Below are 18,810 nucleotides of genomic sequence, written 5' to 3' on the forward strand. Positions count from 1 at the left end.
CCACGACGTGACCGGCAGGCCCCGGCGCTCCGGCGTCGGGGCCTGCCGGTTCGCACGCGCTCGTCCGGCGAGTGACCGACGGCTCACACGCGGTTGACGAGGCGCATGAAGCGCTCCCAGTCCCAGTTGCTCCCGGGGTCGGTGTGGTCGCTGCCCGGCACCTGGTGGTGGCCGATGATGTGCGCGCGGTCCTTGGGGATGCCGTGGCGCTCGCACACGTGCGCCGTGAGCCGCGCCGAACGCTCGTACATCGTGTGGGTGAAGTAGGCCGGCTGATCCACCCAGCCCTCGTGTTCGATGCCGATGCTGCGCGTGTTGTACTCCCAGCTCCCGGCGTGCCAGCCGATGTCCTTCTCCCGCACGCACTGGGTGATGTACCCGTCCGCCGAGCGCACCACGTAATGTGCTGAGACCTTTTTGGCCGGATTCGCGAAGATTCCGACCGTGTCACCGAACGTGGCCTGGGTGACATGGAGCACGACGAGGTCGACGGGGCGGGACGAAGGCCGTTCCGCCTCCGTGTAGTTGGACGGCGACGCCGGTGCCCAGGATGCCTGCGGGTAGTCCGTCTCCCCGGTGGAGGCCGCCACCGCGCGCACCGAGGCGGGCAGGAACGCCGCAGCGGCGCAGACCGCGGCGCCCTGAAGGATTCTTCTCCGGTCCACCGGCGCACTCCATCGGGGCAGGTAGGCCGCGAGGGAACAGCGCGGCCGTCTCCCGCAGATGACGACCGGGCCCGCGATTCGGTTCCCCGGAGCACTCTCCGCGCGTCGAAGGCTCCCGCGCCGTCCCTCCTCCCGAAGTCGCTGCCGTTGCCCGACGCCAGGGTGTCAGGACCCGTCACCGCCCCCGGGCCCTCGCACCCCCGCCCGGCACCGACCGGACCACCCCGAATGGTTCGGCGCCTCCTGGATAGGGTGGATGGGACAGCATCCAGACGGCACCCCGTGAAACGGAACAAGGAGCAGACGTGAGCGAGTCGGCGTCCACCGCCCTGCAGCAGGAGATCGCCCGGGAACTCCAGGTCGCCGAGACCTTCGACGCCGCGCGGGAGAGCGAGCGCCGGGTCGCCTTCCTCACCGAGCGGCTGACCTCCACCGGTCTGCGCGCACTGGTGCTCGGCATCAGCGGCGGCGTCGACTCCACCACCGCCGGCCGCCTGTGCCAGCTCTCCGTGGAGCGGGCGAGGGCCGCGGGCCACGAAGCCCGGTTCTACGCGATGCGGCTGCCCTACGGCGTCCAGGCGGACGAGCACGACGCTCAGCTCGCGCTCTCCTTCATCCAGCCCGACCACGTGCTGACCGTGGACATCAAGCCTGCGGGGGACGCCGCGCTGGAGGCTGCCCTGGCCGGTGGTGTGAGCTTCCGCGACGAACACCACCAGGACTTCGTGCACGGCAACCTCAAGGCGCGGCAGCGCATGATCGCGCAGTACGTGGTGGCAGGCGCGCACGACGGTCTCGTCGTCGGTACCGACCACGCGGCCGAGGCGGTCTCCGGTTTCTTCACCAAGTTCGGTGACGGGGCCGCTGACCTGGTGCCGCTGGCGGGACTGACCAAGCGCCGGGTGCGGGCCGTCGCGGACCTGCTGGGAGCACCTGCCGAGCTGGTCCGGAAGGCGCCGACGGCCGACCTGGAGAGCCTCGCCCCGGGGAAGACCGACGAGGACGCCCTCGGCGTCACCTACGACGACATCGACGACTTCCTGGAAGGCAAGCCGGTGGACGAGCAGGTCTTCGAAACGATCGTCGGCCGCTACCGCCTCACCGAGCACAAGCGTCAGCTGCCGACCGCTCCGTAGCGGCCGGGGGCTCCGGGCGGCGGGCCGACGCGGCGCATCCGGTTCACCCGACGCGACCGCAGCGCCCCGCATACCTCACCGGCGCCCGGGCCCGGTGGCGGCCGACCGCCGCACCGGGCCGGGTCACCCGCACCGCCCTACGCCTCCGGCAGGGCCACCGCCAGTGCCCCGGACGGGTCGTCGTCCGCCGGGCCCACCGGCATCCAGCGCCCCCGCTCCTTGCGGTAGGGCCACCAGCGGCCATCGGGCCCGTACCGGAGCTGTACGTCGGTGCCCGCCACCGTCCAGCGGTTCCGCCCGGCCCTCAGCCGTGGCCGCTCACCCTCCTCCCACACCTCGGCGAGCTGGGCGCGGGCCCGTGCCAGCGACTCCGCGTCCGGCTCCCACTCCTCGTCGAGTACGGCCAGCCCCGCGGGCCCGCCGTACTGCCACGCGCGCACCGCCGCCTCCAGGTCGGCCCGCTGCCGCCCCGCCCCCTGGGCGATGCGTGCGGCGATCCGCGGCTCGGGCCGGACATCGGCCGCCAGCCGCACCGCGTCCTGCGCGACGGTCAGCGGGTCCGGCACCGGCTGCTGTCCGTGCCCCTGGGCCAGCGCCTCGGCGAGCATCCGGTAGGCCCGTACGGCGGTGCCGGCCACCAGGAACTCCAGCGCCCCCGGATCGACCCCCGGCGCCGGGCCGGCTTCGGTGTCCAGGGACGGCGGCTGCCCCGGCTCCGGAGGCAGCGGGGGAGCGGCGGGCAGCGGCGGCAGTATGTCCCGCGCCGCGAACGCCTCCCGTGCATCGACGCCGGCGCCCGCCCCCGGCCCGGACCGTTCCCTCGCCTCCGGCGAACCGGGCGCTTCCCGGGCGGCCCGGGCCATGCTGCGGGCCTGCAGCTCGTCGAGCAGCCGGCGCTCGTCGCGGCCACGCATCAGGAGCAGGACGAACGGGTCCTGGTCCAGCAGCCGCGCCACCTGGTAACAGAGCGCCCCCGTGTGCGGGCAGTGGTCCCACGCCTCACAGGTGCACTCCGCCTCCAGATCCCCGATTCCCGGCAGCAGGTCCACACCGGCAGCCGCCGCGTCCTCCACCAGGTGCGGTGGCATCTCCCGGTCGAGCAGCGCGGCGATGTGTCCCGCCCGGTCGACCGCCATGTCGAGGAAGCGGTCCCACTCCTCGTCGCCGAGCCGCTGGAGCAGCACGTCACTGCGGTAGGCCGTGGAGTCCCGGTCCTGGACGACCGCGGTGATCCGGCCGGGCCGTACCGAGACCGCGCCGACCCCGCCCTCGCGGGCCAGCTTGCGCCCCCTTTTGAGCTGCTCGCCGTCGAGGGCCGTGTCCTCCAGGGCCTTCAGCCACGCCTGGCCCCACCACGACGTCGCGAAGCCCCGGCCGCCGGCGGGCGGCAGGGCGGCGAAGGTGCGCTCCGGCTCCTGTCCCACCACGCCGGTCTGCTCCTCGTCACCCTCGCCACTCCCGTACCGCTCGTCGTCGTCCGTCCTGTATCGCTCGTTCATCGGGCGCCCCCTCGCAGTTCCACCAGATCGGCCAGTTCCGCATCGGTGAGTTCGGTGAGTGCCATCTCCCCGGAACCGAGGACCGAGTCCGCGAGCCCCTGCTTGCGGGCCAGCATCTCCGCGATCCGGTCCTCGACCGTGCCCTCGGCGATCAGCCGGTGCACCTGGACCGGCTGGGTCTGACCGATCCGGTAGGCCCGGTCGGTGGCCTGCGCCTCCACGGCCGGATTCCACCAGCGGTCGAAGTGCACGACATGGCCGGCCCGGGTCAGGTTCAGCCCCGTCCCGGCGGCCTTGAGCGACAGCAGGAAGACAGGTGCCTCGCCCGCCTGGAACCGGTTGACCATGGCCTCGCGCGCGGCGACCGGCGTACCGCCGTGCAGGAACTGGGTGCGGACGCCGCGCACGGCCAGGTGCTGTTCCAGCAGCCGGGCCATCTGTACGTACTGGGTGAACACCAGGACACTCGCGTCCTCGGCGAGGATCGTGTCGAGGAGCTCGTCGAGCAGTTCGACCTTCCCCGACCGGTCCGCGATACGCGGACGCTCCTCCTTGAGGTACTGCGCCGGGTGGTTGCAGATCTGCTTGAGCGCGGTCAGCAGCTTCATCACGAGACCTCGGCGCGCGAAGCCCTCGGCGCCGGAGATCTCGGCCATGGTCTCCCGTACCACTGCCTCGTACAGGCCGGTCTGCTCGGCGGTCAGGGAGACCGCGCGGTCCGTCTCGGTCTTGGGCGGCAGCTCCGGGGCGATGCCCGGGTCCGACTTGCGGCGCCGCAGCAGGAAGGGGCGCACCAGCGTGGCGAGCCGTTCCGCCGCCGCCGGGTCGTTGCCGCCCTCGACGGGGCTCGCGTACCGGGTGCGGAAGGTGCTCAGCCGGCCAAGCAGGCCGGGTGTGGTCCAGTCGAGAATCGCCCACAGCTCGGAGAGGTTGTTCTCCACCGGGGTCCCGGTGAGTGCGACGCGGGCCCTGGCTCCGATGGTCCGCAACTGCTTGGCGGTCGACGAGTGGGGGTTCTTGACGTGCTGGGCCTCGTCGGCGACGACCATGCCCCACTCCGACCGGGCTAGCCGTGGCGCGTCCAGCCGCATCGTGCCGTAGGTGGTGAGGACGAACTCGCCTTCGGCCAGTGCTTCCAGCGAGCGCGCCGCGCCGTGGAAGCGGCGTACGGGAGTGCCGGGCGCGAACCTCTCGATCTCGCGCTGCCAGTTGCCCATCAGCGAGGTCGGGCACACCACCAGCGTCGGGCCCGCGGTCAAGGCGTCATCCTGGCGGTGCAGGTGCAGGGCGATCAGCGTGATCGTCTTGCCGAGGCCCATGTCGTCGGCGAGGCAGCCCCCGAGGCCGAGGGAGGTCATGGTGCTGAGCCAGTTCAGCCCGCGCAGCTGGTAGTCGCGCAGCGTCGCGGTGAGGGCGCCCGGCTGGCCGATCGTCTGGTTCCCGCCGGACTCCGGGTCGGCGAGCCGGTCCCGCAGCTGCTGGAGCCAGCCGGTCGCCACCACCTCGACCCGGCGGCCGTCGACCTCGGTGGAGCCGGTCAGCGCGGCGCCGAGCGCGTCGATCGGTGTCACCTCGCGGTCCTGCGTCTCGCGGGCGCGCCGGGCCTCCTCCGGGTCGATGAGCACCCACTGGTCGCGGAGGCGGACCAGGGGCCTGCCGGCTTCCGCGAGGCGGTCGAGCTCTTCCCGGGTGAGTTTCTGGTCACCGAGAGCGAACCACCAGTTGAAGGCGAGGAGTGCGCCGGCGGAGAGGAAGGACGGGGTGTCCGACTCCGTGCCGCCGGGCCCCTTGGCACCGTCCCGGCCCTCGTCGCCCTCATGGGGGCCGACCGGACCGATCACCGCGCGCGCGGTGAGCTTCCGGGCCAGCGCCTTGGGCCAGTGGACCTGTACGCCGGTCGCGGCGAGCGCACGCCCGGCGGGACCGAGCAGCTCCGCGACCTCCTCGTCCGCCGGGTCGATGGAGTGCGGCACCGCGGCCGACAGCAGAGGAGCCAGCGGCGGCCAGGCGCGCGCGGCGCGGCGCAGGGCGAGCAGGGCGTCCATCCGGGCCCGCGGGCCGAAGGCCGCGGACATCGGAGCGGTGCCTGCCCAGACGTCGGCCGCATCGGCGACCAGGGTGGGATCGCTGACGCTGTGGATCTGCAGGACGGCCAGGAACGAGGGCCCGGCTGCTGCTTCCCTGTCCATTCCGCTTAGGCTCCGGGGCGACTCCTCGATCCCCGAGACCTCGATGCGCAGAGAGAGCCGTACGCCCGCGTCGTGGCCGGCCGCCACATCGGCCGCCCATCCTTGATGATCAGCGCAGCTCTGCGGTTTCTCGGCAGTGAAGAGAGGGCTTCCGGTCGCGAGTGCGGCGGCCGGAGTACGCGGAAGCGAGTCGGCCACGGCGTCCAGGAACGCGCGAAGAAGTGATTCCGGTTCAGCCAGCAGAAGGGGCTCGTGCGTCGCGTCGAGCGGTACCGCGTGCGCGGTGGGAGGCATGGCTGCCGCGAGCGTCCGAATGCGGTCGAAGTCCTCGGCGGTGAGCGGGCCGGTCCGCCAGGCGTCGTGCTCGCCGGCGCTCAGTCCGGGCAACAGGAGTCCACGCGCGGCGAGCTGCAGGGCCAGCAGACCGGCGGCGCCCCAGAAGGCGGTGGCGGGGGAGGCGTGCCCGCTCGCCCGCGCCCGCGTGAGCACGGGCAGAGCCTCTTCCACGGACAGCAGCGACGTCGGCACCACGTACGGTTGTGCGTCCGCCCCGACGACGGTCAGTTCCCGCGGAATCCCGGGGGTCCGGGGAGGGGTGCTACCGTCCGGGTTCCAGAACGCGATCAGGCCGGTACGGGCCGGGTCCGCGGGGAGGAAGACTGCGGAGCAGCGGGACAGGTCAGAGATCTCGGAAAGCGTTGCCGCAGGAAGCCTGTGCACAGCGATGTCAGATTCCTCAAATTTGACTAGTGGGGCCGGGGTCGCCGAGGGTACTCCACCCGAGGCACCTTCCGGGAGAGATGCGCTGTGATCCAGGTCACTCATTTCTGCCTTCAGGGACTCGTGGTGCGGTCAGTGCCACCACCGGCGCCGGGGGCAAGCCCCCCAAGGCCCCGGGTGGTGGCGCCATGGCTGCCACGAGCCTCCCTTCCGTACGTTTCATGAGGTCAGCGCAGTCCAGAGACCGGAGACGTCATGCCCCAGGCGGTAGCCACCGTTGCTGAACACACTCGCGACGGATCGGAGGTGCCCGGAGACCTCACGGGCCTCGGCGGTTCCACAGCTTCCGGGACCGCCGGCAGCGATTTCGCGCCCCTCCTGCGCGCAGTCAGGGGCCAGGGGCTCCTGGAGCGCCGCACCGGCTGGTACGCCGCGGGCATCACCGTCAACTTCCTCGCGCTCGGAGCGGTGCTCACCGGCCTGGTACTCCTCGGCGACACCTGGTGGTCCCTGCTCCTGGCCCTGCCGCTGGCCCTGGTGTGGACCCGCATGGCCTTCGTCGGACACGACGCGGGCCACTCCCAGATATCAGGCAACCGCAGGACGAGCCGGAACATCGGGCTCGTCCACTCGAACCTGCTCCTCGGAATGAACGAGGCATGGTGGAACGACAAGCACAACCGCCATCACGCCAACCCCAACCACATCGACAAGGACCCTGACGTCGGTGTCGGGGCGCTGGTGTGGACGCAGAAGCAGGCGGCGCAGCGCGAGGGGTTCGCTCGCTGGCTCACCCGCAACCAGGCCGGCCTCTTCTTCCCGATGCTGCTGCTCGAAGGCATCGCGCTCAAGGTCTCCGGCTTCCAGTTCCTGCGCAGCCAGCCCATGCGTGAACGCCTCGTATCGGGCGCGCTGATGGTCAGCCACCTCGCGCTGTACGTGACGCTGCTCCTGACCACCATGTCGCTCGGCAAGGCCGTCGTCTTCGCCCTGGTGCACCACGCGCTCTTCGGCCTCCACCTGGGCATGGCCTTCGCGCCGAATCACAAGGGCATGGAGATGCCCGACCCGGAAGGCGAGCGCTGGGGCCACCTCCAGCGTCAGGTCCTCACCTCGCGCAACGTCCGGGGCACGGCCCTCAACGACTGGTTCCTGGGCGGGCTGAACTACCAGATCGAGCACCACCTCTTCCCGAGCATGCCCCGCCCGCACCTCCGCCTCGCCCAGCCGCTGGTCAGGGCCCACTGCCAGGCGATCGGCATGCCGTACGCGGAGACAGGGCTCATCGAGTCCTACCGGCAGGCGCTGAGTCACATGCACGAGGTCGGAGAACCGCTGCGATGAGCGGCGGTTCCTGGAACCGATGGGCGCCTGAGAGCGTTCTCACAGCAGGAGCGGCTCCGGCCGCGAAGGAGGCGTGGACCATGTCCAACGGTGCGAAGATCGCCCTCGGGGGAGTTGTCGCGGCAGCCGTCCTGTGGCCGCTCATAGGATTCTGGTGGGCCCTGCTCGTGCTGATCGGCGTGCCTGTGGCGGGGTATCTGATGCTCGACCCGTCCCAGCGACGCCGGCTCCGCCGGGTCAGCCGCAAGCAGATCGGCCGCTGACCCGGCGCCCGCAGGCCCGGGCGCGCTCAGGCCGGCCGGAGGGCCAAGCCGTCCAGGGCGGTCAGCAGACCGGGCAGTTCGGGACCGCGCCCGATCGGCAGCACCTCACCCGGCTCCTCGTCCAGCAGGGCGAACGCCATGTCGTCGGTCCTGGCGACCAGCGACCAGCCGGGACCGTCGACACGCAGGGTCCGGGCGCCGCCCGGCGCGAACGCGGAGCGGATGCGGCCCGGCGGCGGGGGATCGACGACGTAGGCGCGGGCCTCGGCCAGCACCCTGCGTACGCCGGGGTGGCGCCCCGGCGGCGCGGCGGAACCACCTCCGGGGCCGGCGGAACCACCTCCGGGCCGTCCGGATTCGCCGACAGCCTCCCCGGCATGGCCGGCGGCCGGGCCGTGAGCCGTCCCGTCGTCGACCTGCTCGCGCCACGCCGCCCACTGTGCGGCGACCTCGTCCGCGCCCAGGCGCCGCTGCGGAGGTCCCCAGCTCTCCGTGTCCGGAGGCGCCAGCGGCAGCGGTCCCCCGCCCCCGGCCTCCGGGTCGGGCGGCGGGTCGTGCGGGGCGGGGACGCCCGGTGCCGCCACGGCGACGGCCAGCGGCCAGCCGGGCAGCGCACAGACCACCGAACGGTCGTCGGGCGAGAGGTCGTACGCCATCCCGCAGTCCCAGGAAGCGATGGCCACCGCCACCAGCGACACGTCGTCGACGACCACCGTCCAGCGGGCCCCGCCGCCGTCCTGGCCCAGCACCAGGCCGTAACCCTCGGCATACGGCTCCAGGCCCAGGACTGCGCACGCGGCCACGTAGTCGTCACCGAGCACGCTCGGGAACTGCGTGGGCGTCAACAGCACCGCCGTCAGCACGTACAGTGCGTCGTCATCGGCGACCGTGTCTGGCGTCCCGGCCACAGCACCCTCCTCGTCCTCGTCGTGGCGTGGTGCGTCGGCCCGCACCTTAACCAGCGGGTAACCCCGTCGTCGAGGCCCTGACCGCCGGTACGAAGCCCTGTCACATGCCGTGCCAGTCGTGCCGGGCCCACGGGCGGGCAACTGTCCGCGACCGGAAGGCGATACGCGGGACCCGCGGTTGAGAGCGGCGGAAACGCACCGCACGCATGGCCCTCGGGCCGTCGCCTCATAGGCTGGGCGCACACGGGAGATGGGGGCGGCATGGCGAAGCGGTTCGACCGGCTGAAGGAAATCCAGCGTATGGATCCCGAGAGGGACTTCCTGGAGATCTACCGGCTGACCGTCGCGTACGAGTTCCCCTGGGACATGACACGCGCGCTCGAGCTCGCCGTCTACCGCACCTATGCGGTCCCCAGCATCGGACGGCTCCTCGCGGAGACCAGCGAACTGACGGACCGTCCGCAGAAGCGCTACGACGACACCACACTGCTCCTGGACACCGTCGTCGAGCACGGCTTCGCCGCCGAGGCCGGGCGCACCGCTGTCCGGCGGATCAACCAGATGCATCGCAGTTACGACATCAGCAACGACGACATGCGCTATGTGCTGTGTACGTTCGTCGTGATGCCGAAGCGCTGGCTGGACACCTACGGATGGCGGCGGCTCTCGCAGCACGAGCTGACGGCTTCCGCCGTCTACTACCGCACGCTCGGCGCCCACATGGGCATCAAGGACGTGCCCACGACGTACGAGGACTTCGAGCGCACGCTCGACGCCTACGAGGAAGCACACTTCGGCTGGGACGAGGGCGCGCGCAAGGTCTCCGACGCCACGCTCGCCCTGATGGCCTCCTGGTACCCGCGGCCCCTCGCCCGCGTCGTCCGCGGGGCGAGCCTCGCCCTCCTGGACGACTCACTGCTCCGGGCCTTCCGTTACGAGAGGCCGGGGCCCGCCACCCGGGGCCTGACCCGGACGGCGCTGCGCCTGCGAGCCCGGACGGTACGCCTTCTGCCGCCCCGATCCACGGCCCACTACGCCCGTCAGAACCCGGAGATCAAAGGGTATCCGGACGGCTACCAGGTCGCCGCGCTCGGTACGTTCCCCACCCCGGGTGTCCGAGGCTGCCCGGTCGCCCACGTACGGGGGCAGGTGCTCCCGGCGAATGACTCCGGCGTGGCGTGGGGGTGGCGGGGTTCCGCCTCGGTCGTCGCCCGGGAGGTCGTGAGACGCCCCGGCGCCCGTTGGTGCCCCCCCCGGACGGGCCCGCCGGAGCCGACGCGTGGGCGGGTGTGAATCAGCCGACGCGTGCGGCGACCACGAGAAAGCGGTCGTCCACGTCGACGTAGGTGTCCACACGCCATCCCGCGGCGGCCAGCAGAGGTCGGAGCACGGGCTCGGCCCGCAGATCGGTGTCGGTGATCGCCCGGCCGTGCCGGGCCGCGAGGGCGGCCCGGCCGACCGGGTGGAAGAGGGCCAGTAGCCCGCCAGGCCGCACCACGCGCGCCAACTCCCGTACGTCCGACCCCGGCTGCGCCAGATGGGAGATCAGACCGGCGGCGAACACCGCGTCGAGTACGCCGTTCCGCAACGGCAGCCGCGTCACGTCGGTGAGGAGAAGAAAGCCGCTGCGGTCACGTCCGGCCCGCACCGCCGTCTCCAGCATGGCGGGTGTGAGATCCGCACCCAGGACGGTGCCTTCGGGGCCGACCGCCTGGCGCAGGGCGTCGAGTGCGCGCCCCGTACCGCAGCCCGCGTCGAGCACCGCGTCGCCCCGCCGCAGCCCGAGCGCTTCGACGGCGGCGGTGTACGCAGGCCCGTCATCGGGAAAGCGGCTGTCCCAGTCGGCGGCCCGGGCGGCGAAGAAGTCCTGTACCTGTGTGCGGTCGTCAGCCATACGGACATGATCGCGCAGCCCGTGAGCGACCGGAACGACGAGCAGCCGGTCAGGTCCGAGCACTGCGTGAGCGTTCGGGAACCTCTCTTGACGCGTAGGCGGCGCGCACACGTCGGAGGAACCCCCGTTGCGCCCCCTTTCCCTGCGCGACCCAGGGGAGCGGTCAGCGAAATCCGGCCATTGCGCAACGAGGAACTGCTCAGCGAGGCCGGGCGGACCGTCGACGACCCCGGCGGCGTGGACCGGAAGACCACCCCGACCGTGGCGATGGATTTCGGCCGCATCCCAAAAGGTCCGGGCTGTGTCTGCAGCTGCCTCGGCACACCGGTCCACGACCGCTCCCGTTCCTCTGAGGCGCGCTGTCGCCGGGCGCGCGCGGCGCGGAGGTTCCCGCCGACTCCCGGCGGCTCGGCGTTGCTTCCCCGCCCTCGACCACGTCGAGCACCGCCGCATCCCCTTCGTCGTCGCGGTGAACCGCCTCCCGGGCGCTCGCACCGATGCGGCTCGAAACGTGTCCCGCGCCTGCGGCCTCGACCCGGGAAACCCGGCCGTGCTCGGTGACACGCGTGACCGCGGCTCCGGAAAGGAGGTCCTGATCCGTATGGTCGAGCACGCCGGGCGGATGCACACGGCCCGGCTCCTCGACTCCGCGGGCCGACCCCGCCGGTGCTCACCCCCGGACGGACATGGCGCGAAGCGTCGCCCCGGCTCAGGGCAGGCGCTTGCCCGTACGGAAGCCGTACGCGAGGCTTACGCGCGATGTGGGGAACGTATGAGCGGGGAGGACGAACGTATGGCGTTGGACCGGGGACTTGACTGGCTCCTTGACGATCTGACCGGCCGGGTGGAGCACGTACGGCACGCACTGGTGCTGTCCAACGACGGTCTCGTGACCGGGGCGAGCACCGGGCTCGCACGCGAGGACGCGGAACACCTCGCCGCCGTGTCGTCGGGTCTGCACAGCCTGGCCCGCGGCTCGGGCCGGCATTTCAGGGCCGGACGGGCACGGCAGACCATGGTGGAGTTCGACGAGGCACTGCTGTTCGTGACGGCCGCGGGCGAGGGCAGCTGTCTGTGTGTGCTGAGCGCGGCTGAAGCCGATGTCGGCCAGGTCGCCTACGAGATGACCCTGCTCGTGAACCGAGTGGGCGAGCACCTCGGCGTAGCGATGCGTAACGATGGCGCCGAAGGGCAAGACCTTCTCTGACCTGCGCTTATCGTTCGGCCGATGGAGTTGTCCACAGGCCGGACGAGGAGAGCCTCCTCCGGGCTACCGTGATCACACAGAGTATTCGAGCCTCACGGGGGAGGACAGTCATGGCTGTCAGGGAAGCGCCGCGTGTGCGCGTGGTCGATGGAGTCGGCGGTGCTCGCACGTCCGGTGCGGCTGATGTGGCAGAGCGGGGCGCGGAGCCGGCGGTGACCGTGGCCGCGGGGCGAGCCGCACAACAACTGGAGCTCAGGCGCGGCGAGTTCGAACTGGCTGTGCACCTCGGACTGATCGGCGTCACCGTCGGGCAGGGTGGCGGGCGGCCGCGGGTCCGCAGCGAGGAGATCGGCCGTCTGCGCGCACAGGCTGGTTTCCCGGAAGTACTGCGCGACCGGGTGCGCACTTTGGGGACGGCGGAGGGAGCCGGGCTGCTGGGAATCAGCCCCGTCCGCTTCACACGGCTGGCCCGGGTGGGGTGCTTCTCACCCGTCTCCTTCTATCTCAACCGCTACCGCGCGGTGGTGTGGCTGTATCTCGCCGAGGACCTCGCCCGGTTCGCCATCCGGGAGCCGGGGCTGCTCGCGGGAAAGAGTCCGGTCGGAATGCGCACGATGCTGACGGCGGGGACCGACTGGCGGGCGCGCAACTGGCGTACGTGCAGGATCGACAGGCTGCTCAGCAGTACCGAGGACCCGTGGGTGCGCGCATCGGTGGAGGCGTCAGCGCTCGATCCGGTCCAGCTCGCGGAAGTCGTCGACGATCCGTACGAGCGCGCCTACCTGGTGAAGGCCAGGCCCGAGCCGGTCTTCGGACGCCCGGGCTCGGTGAGCGGGCGGGAGATCATGGCGCAGCTGATGCTCGCCGATGATCCGGACGAGATTCTGTGGCGACGGATCAGTCTGGCCCTGGAGCTCGACCGGGCGCGTGAGGCCAGGCCCGCTCCGCGTCCGGGTGAGGAGCGAGATGGCAGCGCCATGCCCAGGAGGGCGGGCGCGCCGAAGGAAGGGGCGACGGAGGCGGTGTGGCGAGGGCCGGCGGGAGGATTCACAGCGCTGGGCGAAGCGCCCGAGGCGACCCCGGCACCTGACCCGCTGCCGGAACGAGGCACGGGGCCGGGTCTGTTGACCCGGCTCGGGCTCCGCAGGCGGGTGGCCTCCCCGTAAGCCGCTCGGACGCCGTCCCCGCTCGCAAGCCGCCCCGCTCGGTGCGGCGGTGTTCACCGGATGCCCTGTCGTGCCCTCCCCCGCAAAGGATTCGCGCCCGGACAGGGGAACAGGCACTCTGATCACCATGCTGATCAGGGAAGCCACCATCGAGGACTGGCCCGCCATCTGGCCGTTCTTCCACCAAATCGTCGCCGCGGGAGAGACGTTCACCTACCCGCCGGACCTCGGCAGGCAGGAGGCACGCGAGTGGTGGCTCGTGCCGGCGCCGAGCCGTGTCGTGGTCGCCGTGGACGACTCCGGCACCGTCCTCGGCACGGCCAAGATGAACAGGAACCACCTGGGCAACAGCTCGCACATCGCCAGCGCCAGCTACATGGTCGACCCGGCCCACTCGGGGAGAGGCGTGGGCCGGGCACTGTGCGAGTACAGCGTGGAGTGGGCGCGCGCCGCAGGCTTCCGGGCCATGCAGTTCAACGCCGTGGTGGAGACGAACGTCCACGCGGTACGCCTGTACAGGAAGCTCGGCTTCGAGGTGCTGGGGACGCTGCCCGAGGGCTTCAACCACCCGGTCGAGGGTTACGTCGGGCTGCACGTCATGCACAAGGCCCTCTGAGCAGGTGCGGGGCGGTCACCCGCTGTCCGGGCCGGGCGGTGGCCGTCGCAGAATGAGGCGGAGAGATCACCCACGACCGGCGGAAGACCCGCCCAGGCCCCGACCGGGAGCGCACAGATGAACGACGACACGGTCCTGCTGCACACCGAGGGCCACACCCTCCACATCACCCTCAACCGGCCACGGGCTCTCAACGCGCTGACCCACGCCATGGTGCGGCGGGTCGACGAAGGGCTCACCATCGCGGAGCAGGACGACGCGGTAGTCGCCGTCGTGCTCAGTGGAGCGGGGGAGCGCGGGCTGTGCGCCGGCGGGGACATCCGCTCCTTCCATGACGACGCGCGCGCCGGGAGCGAGGCGTCCCTGGCGTTCTGGCGCGACGAGTACCACCTCAACGCCCGCATCGCTCGCTTCCCCAAGCCGTACGTCGCCCTCATGGACGGCATCGTGATGGGAGGCGGCGTAGGCGTGTCGGCCCACGGCGATATTCGTGTCGTCACCGAGCGCTCGCGCGTCGCCATGCCCGAGACCGGCATCGGATTCGTCCCCGACGTCGGCGGCACCCGCCTCCTGGCGTCGGCCCCCGGTGAGCTCGGCACGCATCTCGCGCTCACCGGACAGGTGATCGGCGCGGCGGACGCCCTCTTGTGCGGGCTCGCCGACCACTTCGTACCCTCCGAGCGGCTGAGCGACCTCACCGCGGCGATTGCCGGGAGCACCGACCGGGACGAGGTCGTGGGCACGGTGCGAACCCACGCCTCCCAAGCGCCCGAGGGCGAGCTCGCCGCCCACCGCGAGTGGATCGACACCTGCTACGCGGCGGACACCGTCGAGGAGATCATCGACCGGCTCAACGGCAGCGGTGTCACCCCGGCGAAGGAGACCGTCGAGGTGCTCCTCGCCAAGTCACCCACCGCGCTCAAGGTCACGCTCGCCGCCGTACGCAGGGCTCGCCGGCTCGGCAGTCTGGAAGCGGTGCTCGACCAGGAGTACCGAGTCTCCTGCCGCGCCTTCGCCGCGCCCGACCTGGTGGAGGGGGTACGCGCACAGATCATCGACAAGGACCGCGCCCCCAAGTGGTACCCGGCAGCACTGGCGGACGTCACCGAGGCCGACGTGGCCCGCTACTTCGCGCCGCTGGAGGGCCGGGAGCTCGGCCTCGGCTCTCCCGCCTGACGACGTGTCCTCGCACGGCCGTCCGCCGCGCGGCGCCTGGCACATCGCCGAGACTGTGGGCCGCGCTCGGCCGTCCCGGTCACACCCACCAGACGCCGCGCGGCCCGGCCACCGGCCGGCCGTAGGACGGCGGTTCGAGGACACAACCCAGGAGATCGATCCCCTCAACGGCTTTCGAGCAGGGCCGCCGCACGGTCCCAGTCCCGCTCACCGCCCCGGGGGGTGTAGTGCCGTAGATCCTGCGTGCGGGCGACCAGCCGGCGCATGTCGGCGAGGTCGCCCACCAGCCCGTGGGCGCGCGCCTGGAGCAGGATGTTGCCCCGGGGCCGTCGCCTCGGCCTGCCCCGCCGTGACCGGCAGGCCGGTCGCGGCGGCGGTCCACTGGCAGAACAGCTCATTGCGCGAACCGCCCCCCAAACGGACACGAGTCAGCTCTCTGCCCGCCAGCTCGGTTGCCTGCCGCAAGGTCCTGCGATGCGCCGGCACCAAACTTTCCAGCACGCACCGCACACAGCCGCCCGGGCCGTTCCGGCGGAGTCCGGCCAGGGTGCGTCAGGAAGGCGCCGCATCGCGGTGCCCCGACCCGGTCCAGGCCCGGTTACGGGGGGTACCCCGACGGCTCGTCAGCGAGCTGAGTCAGTCAGCGTCGGCCGCAGTGCCCGTACGAGAGAGAACAGCCGCTCCTCGTTGCCCGACAGTCCCGCTCCGCGCAGCGCCTCATCAGCCTCCGCGATCGGCGAAGCGAGCAGCGGGATGTACAGCGGGGCGTCATCCGGGTCGGCGAGCGCGGCCCGGGTCGCCTCCAGTAGACGGACATACGCCTGCGCCGCCGCCAGCTCGTCGTTTCGCATCTCAGCATCTCCCGGTCAGAGGTGTCGGACCGTCAAGGATTCCCCACCGGTCTGACAACACGCCCCAGGCGGCACGGCGGGGCGAGCCCGCTCGGGATCAGCCCCCGCCCGAAGGGCCCGCCGGAGCCTCGACCTCCAGGAAGCGCCGGCGGCGCGGCCCCCGGTACAGCAGGGCCGTCCAGCCGAGCCGCCGGAGCACTTCGGCACAACGCGGCAGCGCCTCCTCCTCGTCCTGGGCGGCCCCGCTCCCGGAAGGGCCCAGCCACTCCACCCGGACGGAACCGGGGGACCCGGCCGGGCTCACGCGATAGCCGAGAGCGACCCGCGCACCGGACGCGTCGAGGGCGGACGGCGGTATTCCGGCGGCCTCCAGAGCCAGCGCCACGGCCCGGACCGTGCGGTGGACCTCCCAGGGGGCGGGCACCGCTTCCGGGTCGGCATGCTCCGTGTTGGTCAGCCGCCGGATCTGCAGCATTCCCTCGTACGCGGTTCTGAGCGACCCGGCACGCCGCTCCGCCGTTTCGGGGGGCGGCGGACCGTCCCCGGTCGCGGGCTCGAACCCCGTCCCGTCATCCGTGCTCATCCGTGCCCCCGTTCCGCGGTGACCTGCGTGAGCACAAGTGTGCTCCGTCCCACTGACATGTCGCGGGCCTCCAGGAGCGCGACCGCCTCGGGAGACATGCCGGCCATCGTGATCCGTTCGCCTCGGTGGCAGGGCGGAGAGGGACGGTACGGCGGCCGGTCCGTCAAGTTGATGATCATGTGGCGACACATACGGGTGACGCTTCGTTAAGCTCACCCTTTCAGCACATCCCACCAGAGGAAGCCACACACTGTGCCCGACCACGTTCCGGCTGCCGTCCCCGCCGGCGAGCGCCCAGCTCTGCGCGCCGACTGCGCGAACTGCTTCGGGCTGTGCTGCGTCGCTCTGACGCTCACCGCTTCGGCGGACTTCGCGATCAGCAAGGAGGCCGGGAAGCCCTGCCACAATCTGCGGGACGACTTCCGTTGCGGCATCCACACCCGGCTGAGGTCCGAGGGGTTCTCCGGCTGCACGGTGTACGACTGCTTCGGTGCCGGTCAGAAGGTCTCGCAGGAGACGTACGGGGGCCGCGACTGGCGGCGGGAGCCAGGTACCGCCCAGCAGATGTTCCAGGTGTTCCCCGTCATGCGACAGCTCCACGAACTGCTCTGGTATCTCACCGAAGCGCTCGCGCTGCCCGCGGCGGCGCCTCTCCACGCGGACCTCGGTCAGGCCCGCGATGCCACCGAACACCTGACGGACCGGCCGGCCGGCACCCTGGCCGAGCTGGACGTGTCCGCGCACCGTGACGCGGTGGCTGCCCTGCTCCTGCGGACCAGTCAGCTCGTCCGCGCCGCCGTTCCCCGCCGCAGGAAGCGCGACCATCGTGGAGCCGACCTCATCGGAGCACGGCTCAGGGGGGCCGACCTGCACGGGGCGAACCTCCGGGGCGCCTATCTCATCGCGGCCGACCTCACCGGGGCGGACCTGCGGGTGGCCGATCTCATCGGCGCCGACTTCCGTGACGCCGAACTGGCGGGCGCGGACCTCACCGGCAGTCTCTTCCTCACCCAGGCCCAGCTCAACGCGGCCAGGGGAGACGCGGCCACCAGGCTGCCGCCTTCCCTGACCCGCCCCTCGCACTGGGGTCCATGAGCCGGGTGCGGGCGGCCGCCCCTTACCGGCAGACGGCACCCGACATCCGGAAGAGGGCGGGACGCGCCCGCTCCGCCTCTCAGCCGGCCTCCAGCTCCGTCTTCAGCCGCTCCAGCGTGCTCCGGATGTTGCGGGCCTGAAACGCGGCGAAGGTGTGCCCCCGGGTCGCGATCCGGTCGAAGGCGTTGGCGAGGAGGTCCGGCCACGCGCGCCGGTCGTCGGTCCACGTCTCGGTGACGCGCGTGGCGCCGTCCACCGGCTCCAGGCGGTACTCCCAGGTGGCTATCGCCCCGGGCAGCCGAGGGCGCCGTGCCCCGATGGCGTGCACCCGGAACGCGAAACGCTTCCCGGGCTCGGCGGCCGTCACCGTGCACCTCGTGGTCCAGCGCAGCGCACCGCGCTTGTTGCGCCCTTCGAAGACCATGCCGACGTACGCGGCGCGGGGCCCTCCGGCGACGGTCGCCCCCGTGTTCTCCGGGCTCCACCGCCCCATCGCCGTGGGGTCGCTGAGCTGCTCGTACACCGCCGACGGGGTGCGGTCGACCACGATGCTGTCCGAGACGGTCATGGTGCGGGGCATACGGCGGCTCCTTCTCACGGCCCGTCGTGGACACCTTCCGGGAGCCGGTCAGGGCCGTGGGGCCGACGCCCCGGAAGGCACACCCTACTCAGCGGTAGCGACGGGGCCTGCGCTCCGCGTCGCGGCGGCGGGTGCCGGACCGGTCGGCGGCCTTCAGGGACGGCGGCCCACAGGCGTACGAGGGGACCGCCCGCCGCGAGGGCGGTCCCCAAGAGCTCAGGCCCGCCACTCGGCGGTTCGCTCCCCGGACGCCTCGGCGAGGGCCTTGACGACGGCGTCCACATCACCCTGGTTGCCGTACACCGGTGTGCCCGGCTGCTGGCGCCACGACTCGTCAAGGCCGCCCGCGTCCACGGTGTCGAAGCCCAGTTCGTCGATGAGCTCCCGCACGGTCCGCTTGGCGGCCGGGTCGTCACCCGCGACGGGGAGTGCCTGACGGCCGGGAGTGCCCTGCGGGCGGCCCCGGTCGAGGATGTCCTGCGCGTACGTCCCGTTGAACGCCTTGACGACGGGGTGGCCGATCTGCTGTTCGGTCCAGCGGCTCTCCGGCAGCCCGTTCTCGATAGCGTCGATCCGGCCGTCGCGCTGCGGGTAGTAGTTGCCGGTGTCGATGACCACCGCACCGGGCGCGGCTCCGTCGAGGATGTCCTCCGGCAGCGCCGGGACGGCCTTGAGCGGCACGGTCACGACGACGACCTCGGCGTCCCGCGCGGCCTCGCCGACGGTGACGGGGCGGGCTCCTGTCTCCTCGGCCAGCCCTGTGAGGGTCTCGGGGCCGCGCGAGTTCGCCACGGAGACGTCGTGCCCGAGAGCCGTGAGTCGACGGGTCAGATTGCCGCCGATGTTGCCCGCTCCGATGATGCCGATCTTCATGGCTCCGACCTTTCGATGCGTTCCGATGCGTTCCGATGAAGGGGT

The 18,810-nt window shown here is 72.0% G+C and carries 18 protein-coding genes and 2 pseudogenes; 10 read left to right on the plus strand and 10 right to left on the minus strand.

Annotation, left to right across the window (positions count from 1 at the left end; all coding sequences use genetic code 11):
- Window positions 1-83 precede the first annotated feature (83 nt).
- Complete coding sequence (locus tag Sfulv_RS27475) at window positions 84-665, minus strand: N-acetylmuramoyl-L-alanine amidase (protein ID WP_173317131.1); 582 nt, start codon at window positions 663-665, stop codon at window positions 84-86.
- A gap of 305 nt (window positions 666-970) precedes the next feature.
- Here Sfulv_RS27475 and nadE point away from each other — a divergent pair, with 305 nt between their 5' ends.
- On the plus strand, window positions 971-1,801 hold the full coding sequence (gene nadE, locus Sfulv_RS27480) for an NAD(+) synthase (RefSeq protein ID WP_173317132.1): 831 nt from the start codon (window positions 971-973) through the stop codon (window positions 1,799-1,801).
- Between the two features lie 137 nt (window positions 1,802-1,938).
- On the opposite strand, the gene Sfulv_RS27485 is transcribed toward nadE, so the two are convergent.
- Window positions 1,939-3,300, minus strand: coding sequence for an SWIM zinc finger family protein (locus tag Sfulv_RS27485; RefSeq protein ID WP_173317133.1), 1,362 nt, complete (start codon window positions 3,298-3,300; stop codon window positions 1,939-1,941).
- Window positions 3,297-6,209 carry an SCO1167/SCO6262 family helicase gene (locus tag Sfulv_RS27490; RefSeq protein ID WP_173317134.1) on the minus strand — a complete coding sequence of 971 codons (2,913 nt, stop codon included), beginning with the start codon at window positions 6,207-6,209 and terminating at the stop codon, window positions 3,297-3,299. The genes Sfulv_RS27485 and Sfulv_RS27490 overlap by 4 nt, the downstream gene beginning before the upstream one ends.
- A 255-nt stretch (window positions 6,210-6,464) precedes the next feature.
- Between Sfulv_RS27490 and Sfulv_RS27495 the strand changes: the two genes are divergently transcribed.
- A complete protein-coding gene (locus tag Sfulv_RS27495) occupies window positions 6,465-7,553 on the plus strand; it encodes a fatty acid desaturase family protein (protein WP_173317135.1) in 1,089 nt (362 codons plus the stop codon).
- An 80-nt stretch (window positions 7,554-7,633) separates the two neighbouring features.
- Window positions 7,634-7,816, plus strand: a complete 183-nt coding sequence (locus Sfulv_RS27500; protein ID WP_173317136.1) for a tail-anchor membrane protein — start codon at window positions 7,634-7,636, stop codon at window positions 7,814-7,816.
- 26 nt (window positions 7,817-7,842) lie between these two features.
- Here Sfulv_RS27500 and Sfulv_RS27505 read toward each other — a convergent pair whose 3' ends face one another.
- Complete coding sequence (locus Sfulv_RS27505; RefSeq protein ID WP_173317137.1) at window positions 7,843-8,724, minus strand: hypothetical protein; 882 nt, start codon at window positions 8,722-8,724, stop codon at window positions 7,843-7,845.
- Between the two features lie 261 nt (window positions 8,725-8,985).
- On the opposite strand from Sfulv_RS27505, the gene Sfulv_RS27510 reads away from it, so the two are divergent.
- Entirely contained in the window at window positions 8,986-10,017 is a 1,032-nt protein-coding gene (locus tag Sfulv_RS27510; RefSeq protein WP_173317138.1) for an oxygenase MpaB family protein, read from the plus strand.
- Between the two features lies 1 nt (window position 10,018).
- Here Sfulv_RS27510 and Sfulv_RS27515 read toward each other — a convergent pair whose 3' ends face one another.
- Window positions 10,019-10,618, minus strand: a complete 600-nt coding sequence (locus tag Sfulv_RS27515; protein ID WP_173317139.1) for a class I SAM-dependent methyltransferase — start codon at window positions 10,616-10,618, stop codon at window positions 10,019-10,021.
- A 156-nt stretch (window positions 10,619-10,774) separates the two neighbouring features.
- On the opposite strand from Sfulv_RS27515, the pseudogene Sfulv_RS30820 reads away from it, so the two are divergent.
- The 5 genes and pseudogenes from Sfulv_RS30820 to Sfulv_RS27535 form a co-directional block, all read left to right on the plus strand.
- Window positions 10,775-11,273, plus strand: a pseudogene (locus Sfulv_RS30820) (ATP-binding protein); the annotation flags it as partial.
- Window positions 11,274-11,411: 138 nt separating this feature from the next.
- Window positions 11,412-11,825: a roadblock/LC7 domain-containing protein gene (locus Sfulv_RS27520; protein WP_173317140.1), complete on the plus strand. Its 414-nt coding sequence runs from the start codon at window positions 11,412-11,414 to the stop codon at window positions 11,823-11,825.
- A 110-nt stretch (window positions 11,826-11,935) separates the two neighbouring features.
- Window positions 11,936-12,991, plus strand: coding sequence for a DUF6397 family protein (locus Sfulv_RS27525; protein ID WP_246353257.1), 1,056 nt, complete (start codon window positions 11,936-11,938; stop codon window positions 12,989-12,991).
- 127 nt (window positions 12,992-13,118) lie between these two features.
- Window positions 13,119-13,607, plus strand: coding sequence for a GNAT family N-acetyltransferase (locus Sfulv_RS27530; RefSeq protein ID WP_173317141.1), 489 nt, complete (start codon window positions 13,119-13,121; stop codon window positions 13,605-13,607).
- A gap of 117 nt (window positions 13,608-13,724) precedes the next feature.
- Window positions 13,725-14,783, plus strand: a complete 1,059-nt coding sequence (locus Sfulv_RS27535) for an enoyl-CoA hydratase/isomerase family protein (RefSeq protein ID WP_173317142.1) — start codon at window positions 13,725-13,727, stop codon at window positions 14,781-14,783.
- A gap of 164 nt (window positions 14,784-14,947) precedes the next feature.
- Here Sfulv_RS27535 and Sfulv_RS27540 read toward each other — a convergent pair.
- The 3 genes and pseudogenes from Sfulv_RS27540 to Sfulv_RS27550 all read right to left on the minus strand — a co-directional run.
- Window positions 14,948-15,311, minus strand: a pseudogene (locus Sfulv_RS27540) (FGGY-family carbohydrate kinase); the annotation flags it as partial.
- A gap of 95 nt (window positions 15,312-15,406) precedes the next feature.
- Window positions 15,407-15,634, minus strand: a complete 228-nt coding sequence (locus tag Sfulv_RS27545) for a hypothetical protein (protein ID WP_173317143.1) — start codon at window positions 15,632-15,634, stop codon at window positions 15,407-15,409.
- A 97-nt stretch (window positions 15,635-15,731) separates the two neighbouring features.
- Complete coding sequence (locus Sfulv_RS27550; RefSeq protein WP_173317144.1) at window positions 15,732-16,217, minus strand: hypothetical protein; 486 nt, start codon at window positions 16,215-16,217, stop codon at window positions 15,732-15,734.
- A gap of 252 nt (window positions 16,218-16,469) precedes the next feature.
- Between Sfulv_RS27550 and Sfulv_RS27555 the strand changes: the two genes are divergently transcribed.
- Window positions 16,470-17,312, plus strand: a complete 843-nt coding sequence (locus Sfulv_RS27555) for a pentapeptide repeat-containing protein (RefSeq protein WP_173317145.1) — start codon at window positions 16,470-16,472, stop codon at window positions 17,310-17,312.
- A 79-nt stretch (window positions 17,313-17,391) separates the two neighbouring features.
- Here the strand turns inward: Sfulv_RS27555 and Sfulv_RS27560 are convergent, their stop codons facing one another.
- Together Sfulv_RS27560 and Sfulv_RS27565 are read right to left on the minus strand one after the other, a co-directional pair.
- Window positions 17,392-17,892 carry an SRPBCC family protein gene (locus Sfulv_RS27560; protein WP_173317146.1) on the minus strand — a complete coding sequence of 167 codons (501 nt, stop codon included), beginning with the start codon at window positions 17,890-17,892 and terminating at the stop codon, window positions 17,392-17,394.
- Between the two features lie 216 nt (window positions 17,893-18,108).
- Window positions 18,109-18,792, minus strand: coding sequence for an NADPH-dependent F420 reductase (locus Sfulv_RS27565; protein ID WP_256669297.1), 684 nt, complete (start codon window positions 18,790-18,792; stop codon window positions 18,109-18,111).
- Between the last annotated feature and the right edge of the window lie 18 nt (window positions 18,793-18,810).

Source organism: Streptomyces fulvorobeus (genome assembly GCF_013167895.1).
Taxonomy (GTDB): domain Bacteria; phylum Actinomycetota; class Actinomycetes; order Streptomycetales; family Streptomycetaceae; genus Streptomyces; species Streptomyces fulvorobeus.

Coding starts and splice junctions, on each gene's coding strand:
- Sfulv_RS27485 (WP_173317133.1), bottom strand. CDS start 3,300: ATGAACGAGCGATACAGGACGGACGACGACGAGCGGTACGGGAGTGGC.
- Sfulv_RS27495 (WP_173317135.1), top strand. CDS start 6,465: ATGCCCCAGGCGGTAGCCACCGTTGCTGAACACACTCGCGACGGATCG.
- Sfulv_RS27500 (WP_173317136.1), top strand. CDS start 7,634: ATGTCCAACGGTGCGAAGATCGCCCTCGGGGGAGTTGTCGCGGCAGCC.
- Sfulv_RS27510 (WP_173317138.1), top strand. CDS start 8,986: ATGGCGAAGCGGTTCGACCGGCTGAAGGAAATCCAGCGTATGGATCCC.
- Sfulv_RS27515 (WP_173317139.1), bottom strand. CDS start 10,618: ATGGCTGACGACCGCACACAGGTACAGGACTTCTTCGCCGCCCGGGCC.
- Sfulv_RS27520 (WP_173317140.1), top strand. CDS start 11,412: ATGGCGTTGGACCGGGGACTTGACTGGCTCCTTGACGATCTGACCGGC.
- Sfulv_RS27525 (WP_246353257.1), top strand. CDS start 11,936: ATGGCTGTCAGGGAAGCGCCGCGTGTGCGCGTGGTCGATGGAGTCGGC.
- Sfulv_RS27530 (WP_173317141.1), top strand. CDS start 13,119: ATGCTGATCAGGGAAGCCACCATCGAGGACTGGCCCGCCATCTGGCCG.
- Sfulv_RS27535 (WP_173317142.1), top strand. CDS start 13,725: ATGAACGACGACACGGTCCTGCTGCACACCGAGGGCCACACCCTCCAC.
- Sfulv_RS27545 (WP_173317143.1), bottom strand. CDS start 15,634: ATGCGAAACGACGAGCTGGCGGCGGCGCAGGCGTATGTCCGTCTACTG.
- Sfulv_RS27550 (WP_173317144.1), bottom strand. CDS start 16,217: ATGAGCACGGATGACGGGACGGGGTTCGAGCCCGCGACCGGGGACGGT.
- Sfulv_RS27560 (WP_173317146.1), bottom strand. CDS start 17,892: ATGCCCCGCACCATGACCGTCTCGGACAGCATCGTGGTCGACCGCACC.